General features: G+C 74.7%; 20 protein-coding genes. 12 read left to right on the forward strand and 8 right to left on the reverse strand.

What is annotated here, in order from left to right; genetic code table 11:
- Window positions 1-64 precede the first annotated feature (64 nt).
- Entirely contained in the window at window positions 65-1,234 is a 1,170-nt protein-coding gene (locus tag FGE12_RS15950) for a hypothetical protein (protein ID WP_153867320.1), read from the forward strand.
- Window positions 1,235-1,266: 32 nt separating this feature from the next.
- On the opposite strand, the gene FGE12_RS15955 is transcribed toward FGE12_RS15950, so the two are convergent.
- Genes FGE12_RS15955 through FGE12_RS15965 form a run of 3 tightly spaced genes read right to left on the reverse strand, consistent with a single transcriptional unit; the run spans window position 1,267 to window position 3,344 of the window.
- The gene (locus tag FGE12_RS15955; RefSeq protein ID WP_153867321.1) at window positions 1,267-2,391 is read right to left on the reverse strand and encodes a hypothetical protein; all 1,125 of its coding nucleotides are present in this window, start codon (window positions 2,389-2,391) and stop codon (window positions 1,267-1,269) included.
- Window positions 2,388-2,897: a phage holin family protein gene (locus tag FGE12_RS15960; protein ID WP_153867322.1), complete on the reverse strand. Its 510-nt coding sequence runs from the start codon at window positions 2,895-2,897 to the stop codon at window positions 2,388-2,390. The genes FGE12_RS15955 and FGE12_RS15960 overlap by 4 nt, the downstream gene beginning before the upstream one ends.
- Before the next feature lie 9 nt (window positions 2,898-2,906).
- Window positions 2,907-3,344, reverse strand: coding sequence for a hypothetical protein (locus FGE12_RS15965; RefSeq protein WP_153867323.1), 438 nt, complete (start codon window positions 3,342-3,344; stop codon window positions 2,907-2,909).
- 155 nt (window positions 3,345-3,499) lie between these two features.
- Here FGE12_RS15965 and FGE12_RS15970 point away from each other — a divergent pair, with 155 nt between their 5' ends.
- The gene (locus tag FGE12_RS15970) at window positions 3,500-4,306 is read left to right on the forward strand and encodes a pseudouridine synthase (protein WP_153867324.1); all 807 of its coding nucleotides are present in this window, start codon (window positions 3,500-3,502) and stop codon (window positions 4,304-4,306) included.
- Here the strand turns inward: FGE12_RS15970 and FGE12_RS15975 are convergent.
- Both FGE12_RS15975 and FGE12_RS15980 read right to left on the reverse strand, forming a co-directional pair.
- Window positions 4,303-4,680 (reverse strand): GFA family protein, encoded by a 378-nt coding sequence (locus tag FGE12_RS15975; RefSeq protein ID WP_153867325.1) that lies wholly within the window; start codon window positions 4,678-4,680, stop codon window positions 4,303-4,305. The two genes, FGE12_RS15970 and FGE12_RS15975, sit on opposite strands and share 4 nt — an antisense overlap.
- A gap of 61 nt (window positions 4,681-4,741) precedes the next feature.
- Window positions 4,742-5,041 carry a hypothetical protein gene (locus FGE12_RS15980; RefSeq protein WP_153867326.1) on the reverse strand — a complete coding sequence of 100 codons (300 nt, stop codon included), beginning with the start codon at window positions 5,039-5,041 and terminating at the stop codon, window positions 4,742-4,744.
- 192 nt (window positions 5,042-5,233) lie between these two features.
- On the opposite strand from FGE12_RS15980, the gene FGE12_RS15985 reads away from it, so the two are divergent.
- The gene (locus FGE12_RS15985) at window positions 5,234-5,563 is read left to right on the forward strand and encodes a hypothetical protein (RefSeq protein WP_153867327.1); all 330 of its coding nucleotides are present in this window, start codon (window positions 5,234-5,236) and stop codon (window positions 5,561-5,563) included.
- Between the two features lie 24 nt (window positions 5,564-5,587).
- Here FGE12_RS15985 and FGE12_RS15990 read toward each other — a convergent pair whose 3' ends face one another.
- The 3 genes from FGE12_RS15990 to FGE12_RS16000 form a co-directional block, all read right to left on the reverse strand.
- Entirely contained in the window at window positions 5,588-7,789 is a 2,202-nt protein-coding gene (locus FGE12_RS15990) for a prolyl oligopeptidase family protein (protein ID WP_153867328.1), read from the reverse strand.
- A gap of 3 nt (window positions 7,790-7,792) precedes the next feature.
- Window positions 7,793-8,824, reverse strand: a complete 1,032-nt coding sequence (locus FGE12_RS15995; RefSeq protein ID WP_153867329.1) for an HRDC domain-containing protein — start codon at window positions 8,822-8,824, stop codon at window positions 7,793-7,795.
- Window positions 8,825-9,020: 196 nt separating this feature from the next.
- Window positions 9,021-11,048, reverse strand: a complete 2,028-nt coding sequence (locus tag FGE12_RS16000; protein WP_153867330.1) for a PAS domain-containing sensor histidine kinase — start codon at window positions 11,046-11,048, stop codon at window positions 9,021-9,023.
- A gap of 169 nt (window positions 11,049-11,217) precedes the next feature.
- Between FGE12_RS16000 and FGE12_RS16005 the strand changes: the two genes are divergently transcribed.
- From FGE12_RS16005 to FGE12_RS16045, 9 genes are all read left to right on the forward strand, one after another.
- Window positions 11,218-12,543, forward strand: a complete 1,326-nt coding sequence (locus FGE12_RS16005) for an MFS transporter (protein WP_153867331.1) — start codon at window positions 11,218-11,220, stop codon at window positions 12,541-12,543.
- Window positions 12,544-12,577: 34 nt separating this feature from the next.
- Window positions 12,578-12,874, forward strand: coding sequence for a FeoA family protein (locus FGE12_RS16010; RefSeq protein ID WP_194797922.1), 297 nt, complete (start codon window positions 12,578-12,580; stop codon window positions 12,872-12,874).
- Window positions 12,861-14,771: a ferrous iron transporter B gene (locus FGE12_RS16015; protein WP_153867333.1), complete on the forward strand. Its 1,911-nt coding sequence runs from the start codon at window positions 12,861-12,863 to the stop codon at window positions 14,769-14,771. Before FGE12_RS16010 ends, FGE12_RS16015 begins: the two co-directional genes overlap by 14 nt.
- Window positions 14,772-14,891: 120 nt before the next feature.
- The gene (locus FGE12_RS16020; protein WP_153867334.1) at window positions 14,892-16,490 is read left to right on the forward strand and encodes an ATPase domain-containing protein; all 1,599 of its coding nucleotides are present in this window, start codon (window positions 14,892-14,894) and stop codon (window positions 16,488-16,490) included.
- A 27-nt stretch (window positions 16,491-16,517) separates the two neighbouring features.
- Window positions 16,518-16,889 (forward strand): response regulator, encoded by a 372-nt coding sequence (locus FGE12_RS16025; protein WP_153867335.1) that lies wholly within the window; start codon window positions 16,518-16,520, stop codon window positions 16,887-16,889.
- Window positions 16,890-16,965: 76 nt separating this feature from the next.
- Window positions 16,966-19,512: a phosphoenolpyruvate--protein phosphotransferase gene (gene ptsP / locus FGE12_RS16030; protein WP_153867336.1), complete on the forward strand. Its 2,547-nt coding sequence runs from the start codon at window positions 16,966-16,968 to the stop codon at window positions 19,510-19,512.
- A complete protein-coding gene (pfkB, locus tag FGE12_RS16035; protein WP_153867337.1) occupies window positions 19,491-20,438 on the forward strand; it encodes a 1-phosphofructokinase in 948 nt (315 codons plus the stop codon). The genes ptsP and pfkB overlap by 22 nt, the downstream gene beginning before the upstream one ends.
- A 12-nt stretch (window positions 20,439-20,450) precedes the next feature.
- Window positions 20,451-22,208, forward strand: a complete 1,758-nt coding sequence (locus FGE12_RS16040) for a PTS fructose-like transporter subunit IIB (RefSeq protein WP_194797923.1) — start codon at window positions 20,451-20,453, stop codon at window positions 22,206-22,208.
- Window positions 22,205-24,640: a ribonuclease H-like domain-containing protein gene (locus FGE12_RS16045; protein WP_194797924.1), complete on the forward strand. Its 2,436-nt coding sequence runs from the start codon at window positions 22,205-22,207 to the stop codon at window positions 24,638-24,640. The genes FGE12_RS16040 and FGE12_RS16045 overlap by 4 nt, the downstream gene beginning before the upstream one ends.
- Window positions 24,641-24,654: the final 14 nt, after the last annotated feature.

Below are 24,654 nucleotides of genomic sequence, written 5' to 3' on the forward strand. Positions count from 1 at the left end.
CGTGTCCTGCGCTGGGCAGCACACGCACCCACCGGCGCCCACCCTCGTGCTATGGCGCGGCGCCATGAGCGACTTCGCCCACGGCCTCCTCGTCCTCGGCGCCACCCGCGCCGCCCTGCAGAAGGCGCTCGCCGCGCGCGGGCTTTCCGCCTTCCTCGCCGCGGGGCCCGGCAAGGTGCTGCGCCTGTGGCCGGACACGGCCGAGCCCGGCCCCCTCGCCGACTCCCTGAGCGCCGAGCTGCCGGGCAGCCGCATCCTGCGCCACGCGACGGGCGAGGACGGGCTGGAGGTCTCGGTGCACGTGGGCGGGACGCGGGCCGCCGAGGCGCAGGTGGCCCTGCGGTTGAAGACGGCGAAGCAGCTCTCCCAGGCGCACGCCGCGCTGCAGCGGGTGGCCGCGGCGCTGGACTACCCGGGCCGGCTCCCCACGCTGCTGCGGGACGGCCCGAGCCGCCCCACCTTCCTCGCACTCGTCGGCGTGAAGGACCAGGACGTAGCGCTCCTGCACTTCGGGCTGCTGCAGTCGCTGCGAGGTGAGCCCGCGGAGGCCGAGCGCCTCTCCGCGCTGCGCTTCCTCCCGGCCCGCGGCAAGGCGGAGCCCTTCGCGCGCGCGGGGGCAGGGGAGGGCGGGGGGCTCTCGGGAGCGAGGGACTTCCGCGCCTGGATGGAGGCGAGCCGTCCGCTGCGCCCCGAGGCGCTGGAGGAGGCCGCACTCGCGCCGCTGCTCGCCGCGCTCTCGCCCGCGGGGCCGGGCTTCGCGCTCACGGCGGCGCAGGCTGCGCAGGTGCGCGAGCGCGCGTCAGGGCTGCTGCGTGCGGTGGCCGAAGCGCAGGTGGGCGTGCGCCCGCAGCTGATGGCGCGCGCGCTCGAGGGGCTGCGCGCGGCGCAGGACAGCGGCGAGCGGGCGGCGTGGGCGGAGGTGCTCCTGGCGGAGCCGCCGGGCGGCGCGGTGCGCGAGGCGCTCGCGGTCGCGCTGCGGCAGGAGGAGGACCTCGCGGCGGTGCGCGCGCTGTACCGCGCGTGGGCGCATGCCGTGGGTACGTTGGAAGAGGAGGAGCTGCTGCGCGCGGCGCACGCGGCCGACGCCCTGGAGCGCAAGGGGGCCTACGCGCTGCTCGAGCACACCGAGTCCACCCGCGCAGTGGTCGCGCTGCGCGGGCGGGTGGCAGAGGAGCACGACGCGGCGGCGCGCGCCGTGCTCCTGCGGGTGGTGGAGGCGATGACCAGCCTCTGAACCTGCGTCCCTCACCACCCAGGCTCAGCGCCTCAGTGGACCTTCGTCACCTCGTCGAGGGGCGGCAGCTGGGGGATGCCCGCGCTGCTGCCCGCCGAGGTGGGGCCGGCGAGCGAGAGCTCCTCGGAGTCGCTCTCCTCCTCGCTGCTGCCCTCGAGCTTCTGGCTCACCTGCTCGCCGAGCTGCGAGATGCCCTCCTGGGCGCGGCGCTTCGCGGGCTCGATGAGCTGGCGCTCCTTGTCGCTCACCGGCAGCAGGCTCGCGGCGAGCATGCCGAGCGCGACCGCGCCGAGCGCGAGCGCGAGGGGCTGCTCCTCGAGGGCCCGGCCGTACCAGTCCGAGCCGCGGCTCTTGAGCTCGCCCGCGGAGGGCACGCGCTCGCGCAGGTGGCTCGCGCGCTCGCGCACGCTGTCGGCCGCGCCGTGCACGCGCTCGCGCACCGTGTCCGCCGCGCCGTGCACGCGCTCCTTCACGTTGTCCGCCGCGCCGCTCACGCGCTCCTTCACGTTGTCCGCGGCACCGCTCACGCGCTCCTTCGCGCTGCCCAGGGCGTCCTGGGCGCGGTCCTTCAGGTTCGCGCCGCTGCGGTCCGCGTCGCTGTAGTCCGAGCCGTAGCCCACGCCGGCGCTGCCGGTGGCAGACGGGTAGGCGCTGTACTCGGAGTCGGGGATGGCGCTGCTCGCCTCGGTGGAGCCGTAGGCGCCGGAGCCATAAGCGCCGTAGCTGCGCTCGCCCTCGAGCGGGCTGTAGCGGTCGTCACGCGCGTAGCTCACCGGCACGCGGCCGTAGTCGCGTCCGCCGCGGTAGCCGTACGCCCCGTAGCTGCGCTCCTCGATGCGCGAGCGGAACGCCCGCTTCATCAGCATGGAGCCCAACCCTGCCCCCAGCAGCCCGCCCAGCAGCCCCAGGCCGCGGGGGGTATGCGTCGCCTGGTCCGTCCACTCGTACGTCTTCCGCATTGCCGTCTCCTTTGCCTGCGATTTCCACTGGAGCGCCTTGTCGCGCGCCTGTTGTTTGAGGTCCTCCCGCTTCTGTGCGGCGAGCTGCTTCGCGTGCTCCGTCAGCTCGTCCTTCTTCTCGAGCGCGAACTCCTTGGCTCGCGCCTTCAGCAGCTCGGGGTTCGCGCGGCGGCCGAGCTCCTCCGCCAGCTCGCTCATGCGTGTCCGTGCATCTGCGATGTCGCGGAGCGCATCGTCGTGCTCGCCCATTGGCTGTCCTCCTTGAGGGTCTGGATGGTCTTGGTTGGGGCGTGGATCGTCTTCAGCCGCTTCGCACCGGCCATGGCCACGCCGGCGCCCACGGCGAGCAGCACCACCGTGACGATGAGTGCGGACGCCCACAGGGGGATCGCATAGGCGAGCGCGATGATCAGGAAGGCCACGAGCGCCATGGCGCCCAGCAGCAGCACCACGCCGCCGGCTGCCAACATGCCGGAGCCCGCGGTGGCCTTCTTCGCCTCGGCCTTGAGCTCGGCCCGGGCGAGCTTCGCCTCGGCGCGCAGGAGCTGCCGCCCCTGCTCGAAGAACTCCGACACCAGGCTCTTGAGCGGGCGCTCGTGCACGTCGCCCGTGGCGAAGGCGGTGTCGTCCTCGGGGATCGCGCGCGTGGAGTCGCCGTCACTCACCACGCGGTAGCTTCGGGTTCGGGAGGGATCGGTTTCCATCGATCCCCCTTAGGCCTTGAGGAAGCGCGCGGCGACGAAGCCGAGCAGCGCGCAGCCGGCGAGTGCCACCGCGGGACGCTCGCGCATCCGCGTCTGTGCCTGGCGGAGCAGATCCTCGGTGGAGCTGTTCTCCAGGGTGCTGCTGGCCTTGCGCACGAAGCCCACCGCGCTGCCGATCAGCTGCTGTGGGAGCTGGGGACCGTTCTGGCCCGCCTGGTTGGCGAAGCCCTCGAGCTGCTGGGCGAAATCATTGAGCCCGCTCACCAGCGTGCCCTTGCGCGCGTCCACCGTGGAGAAGGCGCGCTGACGGGTGAGCCCGCCGATGCGCTTCACCTGCTCCTTGCTCTCCTGCTTGAGGCTGACGCCTCCGTTCGAGCCCGAGTTGCCCTGGCCTTCACCATAGAAACCCGTGGTGCCGACCTGGCCTCCTTCCATGCCGCTGCCCATGCTGCGACCTCCTGTAGGGGTTGTTGACTGTGGTTCAAGGTATGCATCAGGCATTTCGTGCCCGAAGCGAGCGCGGCGCTGGTTGCAGAGCAGGCGGCAGCGCAGTCGGGCCGGCAGACCAATGGCGGAATAAAAATGGGAGAAGGGTTCTGGCGATGAAGCGCACCCGGGTGCCGCGCTGGCTGCAGGCTGCGCGGCTGAGGCCCCCAGGGCAGGAGGCAGAGAGCGAGGGTCGCTGGCTCACGCGGGCGCTCGCTCGCGCCGGGGTGCTGCCACTCGCCGAAGCGGAGGCCGCCGTGCGCGCGGGCCGCGTGGAGGTGGCGGGGAGCGTGGAGCGCGAGCCGCTGCGGCCGCTCGCTCCGGGGGCAGCCGTGCGCCTGGACGGGCGCCTGCTCGAGCTGGAGGCCGCTCCCGCCCACGTGCTGCTGCTGCACAAGCCCGCGGGGCTCGTGGTGGCGGGCGCGGACCCGGAGGGGAGGGGGACGGTGTTCGAGCACCTGCGCCGCGTGCTGCCGCCCGCGCTGCAGGGCTTCGAGTGGTACGCCGTGGGGCGGCTGGACCGCGACACGACGGGGCTGCTGCTCTTCACCAACGCCCCGGAGCTCATCTCCCGCATCGCCGCGCCCGACCGCGCGCTGCCCAAGCGCTACGTGGCGGGCGTGGAGGGGCTCCCCGCGGAGGCGGCACTCGCGCGCCTGCGCGACGGGCTGGTGCTCGAGGACGGCCCCACCCGGCCCGCGCTCGCGCGCCTGCGCGACGACGGGCGCGTGGAGCTCACCCTCACCGAGGGCCGCCACCACCAGGTGAAGCGCATGCTCGCCGCCGTGGGGCACCCGGTGCGCACGCTGCACCGCGAGGCCGTGGGCGAGGTGGCGCTCGACGTGCCCGAGGGGGGCTGGAGGCTGCTCACCGAGGCCGAGCGGGAGCAGGGCCTGCGGCTCGTGGAGCCCGGAGGCGCCTAGAAGGAGCGCCCGTCGATGACCGCGACCTCGAGCGCGAGCGGGTCCACTCCGTCCAGGCAGCCGAGGTTCACGCGGCACTTCCCGGGATGCTCCACGACCTCCCCGAAGGGGTGGATGCCGCAGGTCCCACAGAACCAGTGGTTCATCATGTGGTCGCCGAACTGGTAGAGCCGCAGCGCCTCGCGGCCCGACACCCACGCGAAGTCCTCGGGCAGCACGTAGTGCGAGGACATCACCGCGCCGCGGCGGATGCAGATGGAGCAGTTGCAGCGGATGCCGGTGCGGATGGGCGGGCTCCTCACGCGAAAGCGCACCGCGCCGCAGTGGCAGCTGCCGTCGTAGGTCCTCACGTCGGTCTTCACGTCCTCGGCCATGCAGGGCTCCCTTCGGCGCGTCCGAAGGCCCTCATACTCCAGCCCCGTGACACGGCGCGCCCTAGCGCGGCTCGAGCCGGAAGCGGCAGAACTCGAGCCCCAGCAGCAGGCCGCGCCCCTCCCAGCTGCCGTCCGCGCGCGGCGAGAGCTCGTCGCGGATGGGCAGCACGCGGTAGCGCAGCACGCGATCCGCCGAGGGAGCGCCCTGCGCCCCCAGCACGCGGAAGGGCGCGACCGGCAGGCCGAGCAGCAGCGTCCAGCCGCTGCCCACGCCGATGCGCTTCGTCACGCCGGGCGGCAGCAGCCCCGACACGCGGCGCACGTACCACCGGCCCTCCAGGCTCGCCCTGTGCTCTGCCATGCCCCGGAAGGTGTGCGCCCCAAGGCCGCAGCGCCATGGCCCCGACGCCCGCCCGCCCTGCCGCAGGCCCTGCGCGCGCGAGGTGCCCCCGTCCCCCTGCCGTGCAGGTAGGCAGCAGAGCGCCCTGGGCGCCGCGTGCATAGCCATGAGGGACGGGCACAGGCCCCTCACCCACGCACGGAGAGCACGACGATGGCGAGCAAGCCGGTCAGCGGGAAGGACGGGACGCGGGACGACGACCAGGAGGGCACGATCAAGCAGGAGGCGGAGCGGGGCGCCCACCGCGGCGAGCGGGGCATCACCCCGGAGCGCTGGGCGGAGAGCGAGCGCGCGAATGCGGACAGCGGGGAGCTCACCCGGGCCGGGCGCCATGCCCAGCAGCCCACGGGCCGCGAGGGCACCGCGGCGCTGCGAGGCGAGGAGGAGGCCGAGGAGGCCATGGACCGGCGCGTGGAGGAGCAGGCCGAGGTGGGCCGGCGCGCCGCGGAGAGTGGAGACGGCTCTCCGCGGCGGCTCGAGTAGCGCGCGGCGCTGCGTCGGCCGGAGCTACTTGGACGGCGGCGCGGGCACCTGCCCGCTGACGGGGCGGTACTTCACCCCGAGCGTGTCGAAGAGGAAGGAGTAGGCGTCCACCTCCTCCTCGATCTTCGCCGACAGCGGGGTGCCCATGCCGTGGCCCGTCTCGCCGCTCTCGCGCAGGAGGATGAAGCCCTTGCCGCCCATGGCCTCCTGCAGCCGCGCGACCATCTTGCGCGAGTGGAAGGGGTCCACGCGCGGATCGTTCGCGCCCGAGGTGAAGAGCGTGGGCGGGTAGCGCTGCCCTTCCTTCACGTGGTGGTAGGGCGAGTAGGCGCGCAGGGCCTCGAGCTGGGCGGGGTCCTTCGTGCTGCCGTACTCGGTGACGTTGAACTGCCCGTTGGGCGTGCGCTCCACCCGCAGCATGTCGTAGATGCCCACGCGCGCGACGACGGCGCCGTAGGCCTCCGGGTGCTGGGTGAGGGCGGCGCCCATGAGCAGGCCGCCGTTGCTGCCGCCCTGGATGGCGAGCCGCTGGGGCTTCGTGTAGCGCTGCTTCGCCAGCAGCTGCGCGCAGGCGTAGAAGTCGTCGAACACGTTCTGCTTGTTCGTGCCCGCGCCCGCCTGGTGCCAGGCCTCGCCGAACTCCGAGCCGCCGCGCAGGTTGGCGATGGCCATCACGCCGCCCTGCTCGAGCCAGGCGCGGCTCAGCTTGCTGAAGTTGGGGTTCACCGAGAGGTTGAAGCCGCCGTAGCCGGTGAGCAGGGTGGGGTTGTTGCCGTTGAGCTTCAGGCCGCGCGGCTTGAGGATGGTGAGCGGCACCTTGGTGCCGTCCTTGCTCGTGGCCTCGGTGCGCACCACCTCCACGTCGCTCATGTCTGCGGGCGCGGTCTGCGCGAGCGCCGTCTTGGTGGCCTTGCCGCTGGCGGCGTCGTAGCGGTACCAGGCGAGCGGCTGCACGAAGCTCACGTTGGCGAAGAGGATGTCGTCACCGCTCCCGCCGGCGACGCGCACGGGGTCCGCCACGGTGCTCACGGGCAGGGTCGGCACGAGGCCGAGGCTCTTGCCCTGCAGGTCCACCGCGCGCAGCTGCGAGGGGCCGCCCAGCTGCTCCACCAGGTAGAGGCGCGTGCGCGTGGGCATCAGCTCCTGGATGGAGGCCTCGCCCTCGGGCACCACCACCTTCGCGCTCGAGAGCGCGGGCGTCTGCAGCGGCAGGCGCAGCACCTTGCCGCGCGGCGCCTCCTGGCGGCTGAGCGCGTAGAGCGCGCCGTCCAGGCCGAACTCCGCGCCCACCACCTTGTCCTCGAAGCGCGACACCTGCTGCCAGCGCCCGTCCGGCGAGCGCAGGTGCAGGGCGAACTGGCCGCCGTCCCCGTTGGCCACCAGCGCGCTGATGTACTGGCCGTCCTCGGAGGTCTTCAGCTTCGTCATCGCGATGCGCGGGAAGTCCTTGCCCAGCGCGTAGGTGTCCTTCTCGGTGGGGGTGCCCAGCGCGTGGAAGTACACCTGCTGGAAGAAGTCGCGGTCGGCCGGCGGGCGCTCCTCGCCGCGCGGGTAGCGCGTGTAGAAGAAGCCCTTGCCGTCCCCCGTCCACGCGAGGCTGCCGCCCGCGGTGCCGCCCTGCACGTGCGGCACCACCTCGTTCGCCACGGGCTGGCCGCTCGCCACCTCGTACACGTGCACGTCGCCGCTCTCGGTGCCGCCCTTGGAGAGGCTCACCGCCACGCGCTTGCCGTCCGGCGAGGGGACGAACCAGTCGATGGTGGTGTGGCCGCTGGGGTCGAGCACCGCGGGGTCGAGCAGCACGCGCTCGGCCTTCGGCTGGTCCGCGCCGGGCATCACCACCAGCATCGGCTGCTGGCGCGGCGGCTGGTTCTTCATCGCGAAGAGCTGGCCGCCCTTCTCCTCGAGCAGGTAGTAGCCCGGGGACTGCCAGCTGAGCAGCTGCGTCACGCGCTTGCGGATGGCCTCGCGGCCCGGGAGCTTGTCCAGCACGGCGCGCGTGCGCTTGTTCTGCGCGTCGCTCCACGCCTTCACCTCGGGCGCGCCCGCGGCCTCGAGCCACTGGTAGGGGTCCTGCACCTCGAGGCTTCCGTAGGTGTCGGTGACGGGGTGCTTCGGGGTGGGGGGCGGCGGGGGCAACTTCGGGGCGCTGAGCGCCGTGAAGGGCAGGAGCAGGGACACCAGCAGGGAGGAGCGCGCGGCCCTCCGCTTCCATCCATCCGTCATGCGTCACCTCGGGCTGAAGAGCGGGCCCAAGCTAGCGCCTCCGTCCTCCGTCGTCTGCTGCGGCGTCGAGGCCTGCGCCGGCGCCTCCGCGCTCTGTTCGGCGGACGCCAGGCCCGGGACAGGGGTGGGGGCACCCGCCGCAGGAGCGCCCAGCGCGGCGAGCAGCGTCGCGCCGAAGCGCTTCACCTTCGCCTCGCCCAGCCCGTGAATCTGGAGCAGCGCCTCGCTCGTGGTGGGCTGCGCGCGCGCGATGAGCTCCAGCGTGCGGTCGTGGCAGACCATGTACGCGGGGAGCCGCTCGCGCTTCGCCTGCTCGAGGCGCCAGCCCTTGAGCCGCTGCACCCGCTCCAGCTCCTCCTCGGTGAGGGGCGTGGTGGGCAGGGGCGGCGCGGCCTTGCGCTTCTTCGTACCGGGCGGGGCCTTCTCGCCCAGCAGGTCGCGCTCGCGCGGCGCGAGGCTCGCGCGCTTGCTCGCGCGCTCCCAGTGCCCGGCGAGCTGCAGCCGCTCGCGCAGCGTGTGGTAGGCGCGCAGGGTCCAGTACGCATCCGCCGCGGCGTACGCGAGCTGCTCGGGGCTGAGCGGGCGGCGGCCCCACGCGGACTTCTGCAGGCTCTTGTCCAGCTCCACGCCGAACAGCTCCTGCACCACGCCGAGCAGGCCGTAGCTGGGCAGCCACAGCGCATCCTGCGCGAGCCGCAGCGTGTCCACGAAGCCCTGGGGGTTGAGCCCCACCTCCTGCAGCACGCCCTCGTCGTAGCGCGCGTTGTGCGCGGCGAGCAGCGGGGTGGGGGCCTCCACGAAGTCGCGCAGCACCTGCGCGGGGACGCTCAGCGCGTCGATGAGCAGCACCGGGCCGCTCGCGGCGGCCACCTGGGTGAGGCCGTGCTTCCAGCGCTTCGTCGGCGGGTCGTAGAAGGTCTCGGTGTCCAGCGACACCACGTCCTCGGAGGCGAAGCGCGCGAGCGCCTCGCGCGCCTCGTCCTCGCGCGTGAGGAAGCGGAACTCCGGGATGCCTCGGGGGGGCGGGCTCTGCACGCGGCGGTCTCCGAGAGGAAGGGATGCGCAGGGCGGAACGCACCCGCGCTCGGAGTGGAACCCGTGGGGCTCCCCTCCTATTCGGCCGGGCAGGCGCTCCTCGTCACGCGCGCGGCGCCCGGCCGTGCGGCAGTAGATGCGCAGGGCCTGACGCGGGTGCGCAGCGGGGGTGCCCTGGAGCAGGGCACCGCGCCCCTCAGGTAGGCGAGCGGCCGGCCCGCGCGCGCTCGGGGGGCTCGTCGGCGCCCGCTGCGGCCTCGAGCGCGGCGCGCGGCAGCTCCACGCGGAAGGTGGTCCCGCTGCCCTCGTCCGAGTGCACGCGGATGCTGCCGCCGTGCGCCTGGAGGATCTCCCGCACGATGTAGAGCCCCAGCCCCACCGACACGCGCACGGTGTCCTGCGACTGGGGCCCCCGCACGAAGGGCTGGAACAGCTGCGCCACCAGCTCGGGCGGGATGGGCGCGCCCTCGTTGTGCACGCAGAAGCGCAGTGCCTGCGCGTCCCCCTCGCAGGTGAGCTGCACGGGCCGGTCGGGCGCGCCGTACTTGAGCGCGTTCTCCAGCAGGTTCACCGCCACCTGCGCGAGCCGCCCCTCATCGAAGAGGCCGCGGGTGTCGCCCTGGTGCGCGTAGCGCAGCTCGCGCCCCGGGTAGGTGACGCGCACCTCCTCGAGCGCCTGGCGCAGGGTGGCGTCCAGGTCCGCGGGCGCGGGGGCCACGGGGAAGCCGCGCCCGGAGCGCGCCCGGGTGAGGTCCAGCAGCGAGGTGATGACCGCCTGGATGCGGCGCGCCCCGCGCTCCACCCGCGCCACCGCGCGCTCCTGCGCGCCGCTCAGGCCCGGGGCGAGCGCGCCCGGCGCCTGCAGCTGGCTCGCGCTCATGCGCACCGCGGCGAGCGGGCTGCGCAGGTCGTGCCCCACGATGCCGATGAGCCGCTCCTCGAAGGCGAGCCGCGCCTGCGCCTCCTGCCGCGCGTGCACCGCCTCGGTCACGTCCGTGCCGGTGATGAGCACGCCGTCGAAGGTGCCGCTCGCGCCCTGCACCGGCTGGTAGACGAAGCTCACCCGCCGCTCCTCGAGCGCCCCGTCCTCCTGCTCCAGCACCACCGGCATCTCGCGGCCGGTGAAGGGCCGGCCCGTGGCGATCACCTCGGCGATGAGCGCATCGAAGCCCTGGCCGCGCAGCTCCGGCGCCGCCTCCAGCAGCGGCTTGCCCACCAGGTCGCGCCCGCCGAACAGCTTGCGGTAGCCCGAGTTGGTCATCTCGAACACCAGCTCGGGCCCGCGCACCAGCGCCACGAACACGAGCGACTGGGCGGCGAGCGCCTGCAGCAGCCCCGCCTGCGCCTGCTGCGCGGCCTCCGCCTCCTTGCGCGCGCGCACCAGCTCCGTCACCTCCACCGCGTGGATGAGGATGCCGTCCACCTGGCCGCCGGGCGCGCGCGTGGGCTGGAAGACGAAGGTGACCAGCACCTCGCTCACCGTGCCGTTGCCCTCGCGGTCCAGGCGCGCCGGCATCTCGCGCGCGGTGAAGGGCTCGCCCGTCGCGTACACGCGGTCCAGCAGCTCGAAGTAGGGCTGCCCCTCCAGCTCCGGCAGGACCTCGCGCAGCGGCTTTCCCAGCAGCGCGCGGCCTCCGAAGAGGCGCACGTAGGCGGCGTTCGCCATGTCGAACACGTGCGTGGGGCCGGAGACGTGGGCGATGAAGGCGGGCGCCTGCTCGAAGAGCGCCGCGAGCGAGTGGCGCTGCAGGTGCGCGAGCTGCCCCAGGCGCACCAGCGTGGAGACCCGCGCGCACAGGGCCGCGCGGGCGCCCGGCGCACGGAGCTCGAGGGCGCCTGCGTCCAGCCGATCGTTCGCGCCCGCCTCCACCAGCGCCTCGAGGTCCGCTGCACCCCCGAGCACCAGCAGGGGCAAGGCGAGCGCATCGTGGCGCTCGCGCACGCGGCGGCACAGGTCCGCGCAGTCCTCGAGCGCTCCGTCCAGCAGCACCGCGTCCGGGCGGGCGCCTGGGTCCTGCCCCCGGGGTGCGCCGGAGGGGCCGGCGGGGAGCCGGGCGAGGAGCGCCGGGGCGCCGACGAGTGGCTCCGCGCGCAGGTCGGGCGGGAGCGCGTGCGCCATCGCCGCGGCCGCCTCCGCGCTCGCCCCCACCACCCAGGCCCGCCCCGGCACGGAGGCAGGGGGCTCGGCGGAGAGGGGAAGGGGCTGGAGCAGGAGTGGAGGCATCGGGCTCCATCCCCTAGCGGTGGGACGAAGCCTGGACAACGCTGTTTGCGCTGGGCAGGCAGGCGGGCGAGGGCAGGGTGGCTCCGGGCCGCCCCGGGGCTCCAGCCGTGCGCCGCGTGCTCCGGGCGGGCGTTGCACGGCCGGGCGGCGGGGGCGAACGTTGGAGCCGATGCCGCCCTCCGGCCACCTGCTGCGCGCGCTGCGCCACCGCAACTACCGGCTCTTCTTCTCCGGCCAGAGCGTGTCCCTGTGCGGCACCTGGATCACCCGCATCGCGACGAGCTGGCTCGTCTACCGGCTCACCGGCTCGGCGCTGCTGCTCGGGGTGGTGGGCTTCTGCGGGCAGATCCCCACGCTGCTGCTCGCCCCGCTCGCCGGCGTGTTCGTGGACCGGTGGGACCGCCACCGCGTGCTGCTCGTCACCCAGGTGCTCTCGCTGCTGCAGAGCGCCGCGCTCGCGGCGCTCTCGCTCGCGGGCGTCATCACCGTGCCGCAGGTGCTCGCGCTGCAGCTGGTGCAGGGGGTCATCAACGCCTTCGACACGCCGGCGCGCCAGGCCTTCGTGGTGACGATGATCGAGGACCGCGCGGACCTGCCCAACGCCATCGCGCTCAACTCCACCATGGTGAACGGCAGCCGCATCGTGGGCCCCTCCATCGGCGGCGCCCTCATCGCGGTCGTCGGCGAGGGCTGGTGCTTCGCGCTCGACGCGCTCTCCTACTTCGCGGTGATCGGCACGCTGCTCGCGATGCGTGGCGTGCGGCGCGAGGGGCGCCCCCCTGCGGCGCCCAGCCACGTGGGCGAGGAGCTGCGCGCAGGGCTGCGCTACGTGACCGGCTTCGTGCCGGTGCGCACCGTGCTCCTGCTGCTCGCGGTGGTGAGCACCATGGGCATGCCCTACACGGTGCTGATGCCGCTCGTCGCCACGCGCGTGCTCGCGGGCGGCCCGCACCTGCTGGGCTTCCTGATGACCGCCTCGGGGGTGGGGGCACTGGGCGGCGCGCTGTACCTCGCGAGCCGTCGCACGGTGCTGGGGCTGGGGCGCGCCATCTCCGTGGCCACGCTCACCTTCGGCCTCGGGCTCGCGCTCTTCGCCCTCTCGCGCTCCATCCCGCTCTCGCTCGCGCTCATGCCCTTCATCGGCGCGGGCTTCATGGTGGCCATGGCCTCCACCAACACCTTCTTGCAGACGGTGGTGGACGAGCACCTGCGCGGCCGGGTGATGGCCTTCTACACCATGGCCTTCCTCGGCACGGCGCCGCTCGGCAGCCTGCTGGCCGGCTCGCTGGCCGAGCGTTTCGGGGCCCCCCTCACCATCGGGCTCGGCGGCGCGGTATGCCTCCTCGCGGGGCTGCTCTTCACCCTGCGCCTGCCGCACCTGCGGGCCCTGGTGCGTCCCGTGTACGTCCAGCGCGGCATCCTCGCCGAAGGCCCTCTAATGGTTCCCAGCCAACGCCCCGAGGGGCTGCCGGGCGGGCCGGCACGCCGTCTTTGACTTTGCGATGCGTTCTCAATTACCTTCGCTGTCTATGCAGACCCTGCGAGAGACCCGGGTGGGCCAGAGCGTGCGCGTCGTCGGCCTGCGGGCGGGGCTCGCGGCCTCCGAGCAGCGCCGCCTGGGCGAGCTGGGCTTCTGCGAGGGCGCGCGGGTGCGCTTCCTGTGCCGGGCGCCGCTGGGCGGCCCCTACGTGTACGAGGTGAGCGGCAGCGTGTTCTCGCTCGAGCCCCGGCTCGTCGCGCACATCGACGTGCACGATGTGCCCGCCGAGCTGCACACCGCACCTGCCGTGACCCGCACGGGCGTGACCTCCGATGTCGCAGCCTGAGCCGCAGTCCCCGCCGGGAAATACGGCGGTGCAGCGGGCTGCGTCCCCTCGCGCGGCCCCGCGCGACGTGCTGCTGGTGGGCAACCCCAACTGCGGCAAGAGCCTGCTCTTCAACCGGCTCACCGGCCTGCAGCAGCGCGTGGCGAACTACCCGGGCGTGACGGTGGACGTGCGCAGCGGGCAGATGGGCGAGCTGCGGCTGCGCGACTTCCCCGGCATCTACTCCCTCAGCCCGCTCACCCTGGACGAGCAGGTGGCGGTGCGCGAGCTGCGCGCGGGGCTCGCGAGCGAGGGCACCTGCGGGCTGCTCTACGTGCTGGACGCGACCCGGCTCGAGCGCAGCCTCTACCTGCTGCTGCAGCTGCTGCCCGAGGCGGTGGCCGCGCGCGTCCCGGTGCTGGTGCTCGCCAACGTGATGGACGAGCTCGTCTCGCGCGGGGCGCGCCTGGATCTCGAGGGGCTGCAGGCCGCGCTCGGCTGCCCCGTGCTGGGCATCTCCGGGCGCACGGGGCAGGGCGTGCCCGAGCTGCAGCGCGCGCTCGAGAGCTGGAAGGACGCGGGGCACGCCTCGCGCCTGCTGCCCACGCTCACTCCGGATGCTCCCTCGGACGTCGGCGCGCTGAAGGCGCGGGCGCGCGCGCTCGCCCAGGCGCACGGCCCCAACGCGGACGTGCTGCTCAAGAGCCAGCACCGGCTGGACCGCTTCTTCCTCTCGTCTCTCGGCGGGCCGCTCGCCTTCCTGCTCCTGATGGCGGTGCTGTTCCAGGCGGTGTTCAGCTGGGCCGCGCCGCTGATGGACGCGGTGGAGTGGGCCACCACGGCGCTGGGCGCGCTCGTGGCGGGGTGGATGCCGGGCGCGCTGCTGCAGGACTTCGTGCGCGACGGGCTCTTCGCCGGCATGGGCTCCTTCCTCGTCTTCGTGCCGCAGATCTTCGTGCTCTTCGTGGTCATCGGCGTGCTCGAGGACTCGGGCTACCTCGCGCGCGCCGCCGTCATCCTGCACCGGCCGCTCAGCGCCTTCGGGCTCTCGGGCAAGAGCTTCGTGCCGCTGCTCTCCGGGCACGCCTGCGCCATCCCCGCGATGATGGCCGCGCGCACCATCGAGTCGCCGCGCCGCCGCCTGCTCACCATCCTGAGCATTCCCTTCATGTCCTGCTCGGCGCGCCTGCCCATCTACGGGCTGCTCATCGGCGCGTTCATCCCGGCGCACGCCGTGCTGGGCGGGCTGCTCGGGCTGCAGGGGCTGGTGCTCACCGGGCTCTACGTGCTGGGCGTGACGGCGGCGCTCCTCGTCTCCGCCACGCTGCACGCGGCGCTGCCCAAGCGCCAGGGCGTGCTGGGCGATGCGCCCTTCGTGCTGGAGCTGCCGCCCTACCGCCTGCCCAGCGCGCGCGCCATCCTGCGCGCCGCGCTCAGCCGCTCCTTCAGCTTCGTGCGCCGCGCCGCGCCGGTCATCTTCTCGGTCACCATCATCGTCTGGGTGCTCGGCTACTTCCCGCACGGCGCGGGGCACCTCGAGAGCTCCTGGCTCGCGCAGCTGGGCAAGCTCATCGCCCCGGTGCTCGCGCCCATCGGCGCGGACTGGAAGGTGACGGTGGGCGTGCTCACCTCCTTCGTCGCGCGCGAGGTGTTCGTGGGCACGCTGGGCACGCTCTACGGCCTGCAGGCCGGCGGGGACACGGTGCCCACGGCCCTGCTGCAGCAGGGGATGAGCACCGCCACCGCCATCTCCCTGCTCGTCTTCTACGCGCTGTCCCTGCAGTGCGCCTCCACGCTCGCGGTGATGCGCAAGGAGACGGGCAGCGGCCGCATCGCGGCGGGCGCCTTCGTGGGCATGTCGCTCATCGCCTACGCGGCGGCCTGCGCGGCCTACCAGCTCGCGCACCTGCTCGGCTGAGCGGGCGCGCTCGGAGGGCACCCCCGGTACCGGACGGGGAGTGAACTCGGGCCTTCCCCTGCAGGCGGCCGCGTGACATGCCTCCGGGCGAGGCCCCACTCCCTCCGCCCGAGCATCCGCATGACCGACGCCGCGCATCCACCGCCCGCTCCGCTCTCGCCCGCGCTCGAGCGCTTCCCCACCGGCGTCCCCGGCCTGGACACGGTGCTGCACGGCGGGCTGTTCCGCGGCGGCATCTACATCGTCGCGGGCACACCGGGAGCCGGGAAGACCATCCTCGCGAACCAGATCTGCAGCCACCACGTGCGCGGGGGCGGGAGGGCCGTCTACCTCACCCTGCTCACCGAGACGCACGGGCGCATGCTCGCGAACCTGCGCACGCTCTCCTTCTTCGACGTGGGCCGCGTGGGCGAGAGCCTCTTCTACGTCAGCGCCCACCGCGAGCTCGAGCAGCAGGGGCTCACGGGCCTGCTGCAGCAGCTGCGCGCGGCGGTGCGCGAGCACAAGTCCAGCCTGCTCGTGGTGGACGGGGTGGTGACGGCCGAGCACTTCGCCGAGTCCCCCTTCGCCTTCAAGCGCTTCATCCAGGACCTGCAGACCTGGGTGGGGCTGCAGGGCTGCACGGTGCTGCTGCTCAAGAGCGCGGGCACCCAGGGCGACGACGAGGCGGGGCAGGTGCAGCCCGAGCACACCATGGTGGACGGCATCCTGCAGCTGCGCGTGCACTCGCTGCGCCAGCGCCGGGTGCGCGAGCTGCTCGTCAGCAAGCTGCGCGGCAGCGGCTTCCTCGAGGGCAGCCACTCCTACGCGATCGGCACGGACGGCGTGCGCGTCTACCCGCGCCTCGAGGCGCTGCTGGGCGGCATGAGCGCCGAGGCGCCGCCCGAGTCGCGCGACGACGTGGGCTCGGGCGTGCCGGGGCTGGACGCGGTGCTGGGCGGAGGCCTGCAGCGCGGCTCCACCACGCTGGTGCTGGGCTCCTCGGGCGCGGGCAAGACCATCCTGGGCGTGCAGTTCCTCGCCTCCGGCGCGCGCGAGGGGGAGAAGGGGCTGTTCTACGGCTTCTTCGAGAACCCGCAGGCGCTGCTCTACAAGGCCGAGCGCCTGGGGCTGGGGCTCGCGGAGCACGTGCGCTCGGGGCGCGTCACCCTGCGCTGGCAGCTGCCGGTGGAGCGCATGCTGGACGCGCTCGCGCACGACCTGCTGGAAGGCGTGGAGCGCACCGGCGCGCGCCGGCTCGTCATCGACGGGCTGGTGGGCTTCTTCACCTCCTCGCCCTATCCCGAGCGCCTCAGCGGCCTCTTCTCCGCGCTCACCGAGCGGCTGCACCGCGAGGGCGTCACCACGCTGCTCACCGAGGAGACGCGCGAGCTCTTCGTGCAGGAGATCGAGGCGCCCGTGCCGGGCATCTCCGGCGTCTGCGAAAACATCCTCTTCCTGCGCAAGGTGGAGTCCGGGGCGCGGCTGCTGCGGCTGCTCTCGGTGATGAAGACGCGCGACCGCGACAACGACAACGCCCTCTACGGCTTCGACATCGCGCAGGGCGGCCTGCGCCTGGGCAAGGCGTTCCGTCCCGGCCACGCGGTGTTCACCGGCGTCTCCACCCCCAGCTCCGGCGAGATGAGGGCGGATGCGCGCAAGCCCGCGGCCAGCAAGCGCAAGGGCGTGGGGAGCCGCAGCGGCTCGCGCCCGCCCTCCCCCCGCAAGAGCGGGCGCTAGGGAAGGGGAGGGCCTCGAGCGCGCGCCATGAAGCCCACCGTCCTCATCGTCGACGACGAGCTGACCATCGTCGAGTCGCTCCAGGAGTTGCTCGAGTACGAGGGCTACGGCGTGGTGACCGCGCCCAACGGCCGGCGAGCGCTCGAGGAGCTCGAGCGCGCGCGCCCCTCGCTCGTGCTCACCGACTACATGATGCCGCAGATGAACGGGCTGCAGCTGCTGGAGGCGGTGCGCGCGAGCCCCTCCTTGCGCGACCTTCCCGTGGTGGTGATGAGCGCGGTGCACGGGCAGCCCTCGCGCGTGGCCGAGCTGGGGGCCCAGTTCCTCGGCAAGCCCTTCGAGCTGGAGCACCTGCTGCGGGTGCTCGCGGGCGCGCTGCAGCGCCTGCCGCCTCCCTGACCGAGTCCCTTGATTCCCCCGGGCCCGGGACGGAGCATGGCAGGCCCGCGTCACCGCAAAGCACCTCGGAGCGCACATGCTGCAGGTAGGCCTCGACGACATCCGGCTCGGCGGCAGCGCCCGCGACCGCGACGAGGCCATCGCGCTCGTGGGCCAGGCGCTGGTGGAGCGCGGCTTCATCGCCCCCGGCTACGTGCAGGCCATGCTCGGCCGCGAGCGCCAGGGCAGCACGCTGCTGGGCCATGGCATCGCCATCCCGCACGGGCTGCCCGAGGCGCGCGACCAGGTGCACCGCACCGGCATCGTGGTGGTGCAGTTCCCGGACGGCGTCCCCTGGGGCGAAGGGGGAAGGGCCCACCTCGCGGTGGGCATCGCCGCGCGCTCGGACGAGCACATCCAGGTGCTCGCGAACCTCACCGGCGTGCTGGGGGACGCGGCCGTCGCCGCGCGGCTCGCGGTGACCACCGACCCCGCGGAGGTGGCCCTGCACCTCAACGGCCGGGCCGCAGCGCCCGCGCCGCCTGCGCCGGTGCCCCGCACGGAGCGCAGCGTGGCGGTGCGCGCCCCTTCGCCCCACGGCCTGCACGCACGGCCCGCCACGCTGCTGGTGGCGACGGCGCGCCGCTTCCAGGCGGACGTCTCCCTGCGCCTCGGCGAGCGCGTGGCGAATGCGAAGAGCGTGCTGTCGCTGCTGCGCCTCGGGGCCGCGGGCGGCTGCGAGCTCACGGTGAGCGCCGAGGGCCCGGACGCGGAGGCCGCGCTGCAGGCGCTGGTGGAGGCCTTCGCGCGCGGGCTGGGCGATGGCCCCGCGCCCGCGCCCGAGGCGTCCCCGGCCCCCGCCGCCCCGCCCCGGCCCATCGCGGCCTACGAGGGGCGGGTGCTCGCGGGGGTGAGCGCCTCGCCCGGCATCGCCGCGGGGCCGGTGTGGCACTTCAAGCGCGAGCGGCTCGTGGTGCGCGAGCGCGCCGCGGACCCCGCCGCCGAGCGGCTGCGGCTGCAGCAGGCGCAGGCCGGCGCCGCGGCGGAGCTGCGCACGCTCCACGACTCCTTCCAGCAGAAGGCGGGCGAGGCGCGCGCCGCGATCTTCCGCGCGCACGGAGAGCTGCTCGCGGACCCCGAGCTCGCGGAGGAGGCCCAGCGGCGCATCGCCGCGGGCGAGAGCGCGGGCTTCGCGTGGCGCGCCGCCTACGAGGAGCGCGCGGCAGCGCTCGCCTCGCTCCACGACCCGCTGCTCGCCGCGCGCGCCGGGGACCTGCGGGACGTGGGGCGGCGCGTGCTGCGCCTCCTCGCGGACGAAGTCTCCGGGAGCACGCGGCCGCCGGACCACCCGGTCATCATCGTGGCCGAGGACCTCGAGCCCTCGGACACCGCGAAGCTGGACCCGCGCCAGGTGCTGGGGCTGTGCACCGCGAGCGGCGGCGCCACCTCGCACACCGCCATCATCGCGCGCTCGCTGGACCTGCCCGCGGTAGCCGCGGTGGGGCCGGCGGCGCTGGACCTCCCGGACGGGCTGCCCTGCATCCTGGATGGCGACGGGGGCGTGCTGGTGGTCGAGCCCACGGAGGCGGACCTGCGGACGGCGGCGGCGCAGCGCGAGGCCTCGGCCCGGCTGCGCGAGGAGGAGCGGCGCCGCGCCTACGAGCCGGCGCTCACGACGGACGGGGTGCGCGTGGAGGTGGGCGCGAACATCTCCGCGCCCGGCCAGGCGCAGGCCGCGGTGGACGCGGGCGCCGAGGGCATCGGGCTGATGCGCACCGAGTTCCTCTTCCTCGAGCGCGACACGCCTCCCGGCGAGCAGGAGCAGCTCGCCGCCTACGAGGCCATCCTCTCGGCGTTCAATGGGCTGCCGGTCATCCTGCGCACGATGGACATCGGCGGCGACAAGGCGGTGCCCTACCTGGACCTGCCGGCCGAGGCGAACCCCTTCCTCGGGGTGCGCGGGCTGCGGCTGAGCCTGCAGCGCCCGGACCTGCTGCGCACCCAGCTGCGCGCCATCCTGCGCGCCTCGCGCCGGGGGCTCGCGCGGGTGATGTTCCCCATGGTCACGAGCCTCGACGAGCTGCTGCAGGCGCGCGCCATCCTCGAGGAGGTGCGGCGCGAGGTGGGCGCCCCGCCGCTCGAGGTGGGGATCATGATCGAGGTGCCAGCGGCCGTGGTGATGGCCGACCAGCTGGCGCAGCACGTGGACTTCTTCTCCATCGGCACCAACGACCTGACGCAGTACGTGCTCGCCATGGATCGGCTGCACCCGGTGCTCGCGCCGCAGGCGGACGGCCTGCACCCGGCGGTGCTGCGCATGGTGCGCCAGACGGTGGAGGCGGCGCGGGGCGCGGGCATCTGGGTGGGCGCCTGCGGAGGCATCGCGGGAGAGCCCGCGGGCGCGCTGGTGCTCGCGGGGCTGGGCGTGACGGAGCTGAGCGTGAGCATCCCCAGCGTGGCGGCGATCAAGGCGAAGCTGCGCAGCCGCTCCATGCGCGAGCTCGAGCAGCTCGCGCAGCGGGCCCTGCAGTGCCGCACCGCCGCCGAGGTCCGCGCCCTCCTCTGTCCTCCCTCCTTCGACACAGGCGCAGCCCGAGTGCCTCAGTCCCCCAGGAGCCCGCCATGGAACCCGCAGGCGCAGTGACGGTGACGCTGAATGCGGCGCTCGATCACTCCCTCGAGTGCGCGCACTTCCGCGCGGGCGAGGTGAACCGCGTCAGCGCGCACTGGCAGACGCCGGGGGGCAAGGGGGTGAACGTGGCGGCCTTCCTCTCCGGCTGGGTGAAGCCGGTGGCCGCGGCGGGCTTCCTCGGCCGGGACAACGCCGCACCCTTCGAGGCCCTCTTCCGCGAGCGCGGCATCGAGGACCGCTGCGTGCGGGTGGCCGGCGAGACGCGGGCGAACCTCAAGGTCCTCGACCGGGAGCGCGACGCCGTCACGGACCTGAACCTGCCGGGCGTGCGCGTGGGGCCCTCCGAGTGGAGCGCGCTGCTCGCGCAGGTGGACGCGCTCGCGCACCGCCAGCCCCTCTTCGTGCTGGCGGGAAGCCTGCCCGAGGGCCTGCCCGGGGACGCGTACGCACAGCTGGTGCGCCGCCTGCGCGCGGCGGGGTGCCGGGTGGCGCTGGACGCGAGTGGCGCGCCCCTGCGCCACGGCGTGCGCGAGCGTCCGCACCTCCTCAAGCCGAACCTGCGCGAGCTCGAGGAGCTGGTGCAGCGCCGCCTTCCGGATCGCGCCGCGGTGCTCGCAGCGGCGCGCGGCCTCGTCGCGGACGGCGTGGAGCAGGTGGTGGTCTCCCTCGGCGCCGAGGGCGCGCTCTGGGTGGAGGCGCGCCAGGCCCTGTACGCGCGGCCCCCCGCGCCCGAGCGCCTCGTGAGCACCGTGGGCGCGGGGGACGCGCTGCTCGCGGGCGTGCTCGCGGGCCTCGCGCTGGGCGAGCCAGCGGCGGCTGCACTGCGGCGGGGCACGGCCTTCGCGGTGGGGACGCTCGGGTGCGCGGGCCCGGTGCTTCCCGGGCACGCGGAGCTCGAGGCGCTGGGGGCGCGGGTGCAGGTGGAAGAAGTCCGCTAAGGAGGGGTCACCGTGGCCAAGCTCGTCGCCGTCACCGCCTGTCCTACCGGCATCGCCCACACCTTCATGGCCGCCGAGGCGCTCGTGCGCGTGGCGGCGGCGCGCGGGCATGCCTTGCGGGTGGAGACCCAGGGCGCGCAGGGGCCGCGCACGCCGCTCACCCCCGAGGAGATCGCCGAGGCGGACGCCGTCATCATCGCCGCGGACACCTTCGTCGAGGAGCGGCGCTTCGTGGGCAAGCCCTTGCACCGCACCTCCACCGCGCAGGCCATCCGGGACACGGAGGGCGTGCTCACCGAGGCGCTGCGCCTGGCGGGGCTCGCGCTCACCTCCGAGCCGGCAGCGCAGGCCCAGGTCATCCCGCTCGCCTCGCGCCGCCGGCACCTGGTGGCGGTGACGGCGTGCCCCACCGGCATCGCGCACACCTTCATGGCGGCCGAGGCGCTCAAGCGGGCGGCGGAGGCGGCCGGCTGCGACATCAAGGTGGAGACGCAGGGCAGCGTGGGGGCGCGCAACACGCTCACGCCCGAGGAGATCTCCTCCGCGGACGCGGTCATCATCGGCGCGGACACGCACGTCTCGCTCGAGCGCTTCGCGGGAAAGCGCCTGCTGCAGACCTCGGTGGGCGATGCGCTCAAGCGCGCGCGGGGCGTGGTGGACGAGGCCCTCGCGCTCCCCCCTCCGCAGGCTACGGCCGCACCCGTGCAGGCAGCGCCCGCGGCGCGGCGCCCTGCCGAGGGCGGCCCCTACACGCACCTGCTCACGGGCGTCTCCTTCATGCTGCCCGTGGTGGTGGCCGGCGGCCTGCTGCTCGCGCTCTCCTACGTCTTCGGCCTCGAGGCGGCGCGCCAGCCGGGCACGCTCGCCGCCGCGCTCTCGCAGGTGGGGGCGGCGGCGTTCGCGCTCATGGTGCCGGTGCTCGCGGGCTACATCGCCTTCTCCATCGCGGACCGGCCAGGGCTCACCCCGGGCCTGGTGGGAGGCCTGCTCGCGATGCAGCTGCAGGCGGGCTTCCTCGGCGGAATCGTGGCGGGCCTGCTCGCCGGCTACCTCGCGCGCTGGCTGCGCGCGGCCATCCGCCTGCCCGCGAACCTGGAGGGGCTCAAGCCGGTGCTGGTGCTGCCGCTGCTCTCCACGCTCGGGGTGGGCCTGCTGATGGTGTACGTGGTGGGCGCGCCCGCGGCCTGGCTCATGGCGGCGATGACGCGCTTCCTGCAGGGGCTGAGCGGCGCGAACGCGGTGCTGCTCGGCGCGCTGCTGGGCGCGATGATGGCGGTGGACATGGGCGGCCCGGTGAACAAGGCGGCCTACGCCTTCAGCGTGGGCCTGCTCTCCAGCAATACCTTCACGCCCATGGCGGCCGTGATGGCGGCCGGGATGACGCCGCCGCTCGGCATCGCGCTCGCCACGCTCGTCGCGCGCAGCCGCTTCACGCGGCAGGAGCGCGAGGCGGGCAAGGCGGCCGCCGTGCTGGGCCTCGCCTTCATCACCGAGGGCGCCATCCCCTTCGCCGCGAAGGACCCGCTGCGCGTCATCCCCTGCCTCACCGCGGGGGCCGCGCTCACCGGCGCGCTCTCGATGCGCGCGGGCGTCATGCTGCGTGCGCCGCACGGCGGCCTCTTCGTGCTGGCCATCCCCGGAGCGGTGACCCCGGTGCTGCCCTACGTGCTCGCCATCCTCGCCGGCAGCGCCGTGAGCGCCGCGGCGCTCGCGCTGGTGAAGCGGCCCCTGCAGGACGAGCGCCCTGCGGCCGGGGCGGGCGGCGGGTGAGCCGCGAGGAGGCGTGGCTGTGGGGGTGGGACGCCACGCCCGGCATCGTCTCGGTGTGGGCCGAGACCGATGGGCGCGCGCTCGTGTGGCGCAGGCCCCCGGGAGGCGGAGGCACGCTCGTGCGCGAGGAGGCGCGCTTCCGGCCCTGGCTGCTGCTCGCCTCGCTCGAGGACCTCGCCCACCTGGGCCCGCGCCTGCGCCCGGAGTCGGCGGGCCCTGCGCCCGGTGGCGCCGTGACCTACGAGGAGCTGGAGGGGCCCGGGCAGCTGCGCTTCCTCGTGCGCGCGCAGGACGGGCGCGCGCTCGCGCAGGCGGTGCTCGAGGGCGCGCGGCGCCGGCTCGGGGCGGGGGCGCCCGGGCACCTGCGCGAGCTGGGCTCGGACCGCGTGCTCACGCTGCCCCCCGAGGAGCAGTACCTCGTGGCCACGGGCCGCACCTACTTTCGAGACCTGGGCTTCGACGACCTGCGCCGCCTGCAGCTGGACCTGGAGACCACGGGGCTCGACCCCTCCGAGGGGCGCATCTTCCTCGTCGCGCTGCGAGACCCCGAGGGCCGCGCCGAGACGCTGGAGGTGGCGGACGGGAGCGACGCGGCCGAGGCGGACCTGCTGCGCCGCGTGCTCGCGCGCGTGGCGGCCGCGGACCCGGACGTCATCGAGAACCACAACCTGCACGGCTTCGACCTGCCCTTCCTTGCCCACCGGGCCCGCGTGCTCGGCGTGCCGCTCGCGCTGGGGCGCTGGGGGCCCCCGGGCCTGCGCCAGCGCCCCGCGGCGCGCGGCAGCTCGCTCGTGCGCGGCAGCGAGGGGGAGGGCTTGCGGCGCGCGCGCTACACGGTGCCCGGCCGCGAGCTCATCGACACGCTGGATGCCGTCTGGCGCCATGACTTCTCGGCGCGCGATCTGCCGGGGCACGGGCTCAAGGCGGTGGCGCGCCACCTGGGGCTCGCGGGCCCCGAGCGCGAGCACATCCCGGGCGCGCGCGTGCACGAGGTGTTCCTCTCGGACCCCGCGCGCGTGCGCCGCTATGCGATGGACGACGTGCGCGAGGCCGCGGGCGTCGCGCGGCTGCTGGGCGGCGCGGCCTTCGCGCTCGCGCGCATGGCGCCGCGCCGCTACGAGCGGCTCGCGGACGCGGGGCCCGCCACGGGCGTGCTGGACCCGCTGCTCGTGCGCGCCTACCTGCGCGAGCGCAGCGCGCTCCCGGCGCACGCGCCCGGGGACGGCACCTCGCACAGCGGCGCGGCGCTGCACCTCTTCGCCACCGGGGTGGCCCGCCGGGTGGTGAAGGCGGACGTGGCGAGCCTCTACCCCTCGCTGATGCGCCAGTACCGCATCGGCCCCGCGCGCGACCGGCTCGGCGTGCTGCTCGCGCTGGTGGACCGCCTGGTGGAGCAGCGCCTCGCGGCCAAGGCCCGCGCGCGCGCCGCGCCCAGGGGCAGCGCCGAGCGGTACACCGACGAGGCCCTGAGCGCCGCGATGAAGATCGTGGTCAACAGCGCCTACGGCTACATGGGCGCGGGCGGCCTCACCCGCTTCTCGGACGTGCACGCGGCCAACGAGGTGACGCGCCGCGGCCGCCTGGTGCTCGCGCTGCTGTGCCGCGCGCTCGCCGAGCGCGGGGTGACGCTGCTCGAGGCGGACACGGACGGCGTGTACTTCGCCGTGCCCGAGGCCTGGAGCGAGGCCGACGAGCGGCGCGTGGTGGCGGAGGTGGCGGCGCTGCTCCCTCCGCGCGTGCGCCTCGAGTTCGACGGGCGCTATGCGGCGATGCTCTCGCACGAGCCGAAGAACTACGCGCTGCAGCCCTACGGCGGCCCCCTCGTGCTGCGCGGGGTGGCCTTCCGCTCCAGCCGCGCCGAGCCCTTCGGGGAGGACTTCCTGCGCCGCGCCCTCGCGTGCCTGCTCGCCGGGGACGTGCCCGGCGTGCGCGAGGCCTACGTCCAGACGGTGCTCGCGCTGCGCCGCCGCCAGCTGCCCACGCTGCAGGTGGCCCTGCGCGTGCGACTGACGAAGAGTGCGCCCGAGTACCTCTCGCAGCGCGCGCGCCGGCGCGAGCTGCCCTACGAGGCGCTGCTCGCCGCGGGCCGCAGCAGCTGGACCCTGGGCGAGCGCGTGCGCGTGTACCGCGCGACGGGCGGGCGCGCGGGCCTGCTCCCCGAGCCGGACGCGGACGCCGGGCCCGAGGACCCCATGGCCCTCGACCCGGCAGACCCGCGCGACTACGACGCCGAGTACTACGCGCGCCTGCTGCGCGACAGCTTCGCCGCGCGCCTCGCCCGCGCGCTCACCCCGGAGGACTTCGGCGCGGTGTTCGCCGACCCCGGCCAGCCCTCGCTCTTCGAGCCCGTCCTCTCCGGCGTGCAGCCCCTGCTCACCGTCCTCCCACGAACCCTCGACGAGCTTGCGGGCGAGCCGCTACAGGAGGACTGATCGAGAAGGGGGGA

The organism is Aggregicoccus sp. 17bor-14 (assembly GCF_009659535.1).
Classification (GTDB): Bacteria; Myxococcota; Myxococcia; order Myxococcales; family Myxococcaceae; genus Aggregicoccus.

Coding starts and splice junctions, on each gene's coding strand:
- FGE12_RS15950 (WP_153867320.1), top strand. CDS start 65: ATGAGCGACTTCGCCCACGGCCTCCTCGTCCTCGGCGCCACCCGCGCC.
- FGE12_RS15955 (WP_153867321.1), bottom strand. CDS start 2,391: ATGAGCGAGCTGGCGGAGGAGCTCGGCCGCCGCGCGAACCCCGAGCTG.
- FGE12_RS15960 (WP_153867322.1), bottom strand. CDS start 2,897: ATGGAAACCGATCCCTCCCGAACCCGAAGCTACCGCGTGGTGAGTGAC.
- FGE12_RS15965 (WP_153867323.1), bottom strand. CDS start 3,344: ATGGGCAGCGGCATGGAAGGAGGCCAGGTCGGCACCACGGGTTTCTAT.
- FGE12_RS15970 (WP_153867324.1), top strand. CDS start 3,500: ATGAAGCGCACCCGGGTGCCGCGCTGGCTGCAGGCTGCGCGGCTGAGG.
- FGE12_RS15975 (WP_153867325.1), bottom strand. CDS start 4,680: ATGGCCGAGGACGTGAAGACCGACGTGAGGACCTACGACGGCAGCTGC.
- FGE12_RS15980 (WP_153867326.1), bottom strand. CDS start 5,041: ATGGCAGAGCACAGGGCGAGCCTGGAGGGCCGGTGGTACGTGCGCCGC.
- FGE12_RS15985 (WP_153867327.1), top strand. CDS start 5,234: ATGGCGAGCAAGCCGGTCAGCGGGAAGGACGGGACGCGGGACGACGAC.
- FGE12_RS15990 (WP_153867328.1), bottom strand. CDS start 7,789: ATGACGGATGGATGGAAGCGGAGGGCCGCGCGCTCCTCCCTGCTGGTG.
- FGE12_RS16000 (WP_153867330.1), bottom strand. CDS start 11,048: ATGCCTCCACTCCTGCTCCAGCCCCTTCCCCTCTCCGCCGAGCCCCCT.
- FGE12_RS16005 (WP_153867331.1), top strand. CDS start 11,218: ATGCCGCCCTCCGGCCACCTGCTGCGCGCGCTGCGCCACCGCAACTAC.
- FGE12_RS16010 (WP_194797922.1), top strand. CDS start 12,578: ATGCAGACCCTGCGAGAGACCCGGGTGGGCCAGAGCGTGCGCGTCGTC.
- FGE12_RS16015 (WP_153867333.1), top strand. CDS start 12,861: ATGTCGCAGCCTGAGCCGCAGTCCCCGCCGGGAAATACGGCGGTGCAG.
- FGE12_RS16020 (WP_153867334.1), top strand. CDS start 14,892: ATGACCGACGCCGCGCATCCACCGCCCGCTCCGCTCTCGCCCGCGCTC.
- FGE12_RS16025 (WP_153867335.1), top strand. CDS start 16,518: ATGAAGCCCACCGTCCTCATCGTCGACGACGAGCTGACCATCGTCGAG.
- ptsP (WP_153867336.1), top strand. CDS start 16,966: ATGCTGCAGGTAGGCCTCGACGACATCCGGCTCGGCGGCAGCGCCCGC.
- pfkB (WP_153867337.1), top strand. CDS start 19,491: ATGGAACCCGCAGGCGCAGTGACGGTGACGCTGAATGCGGCGCTCGAT.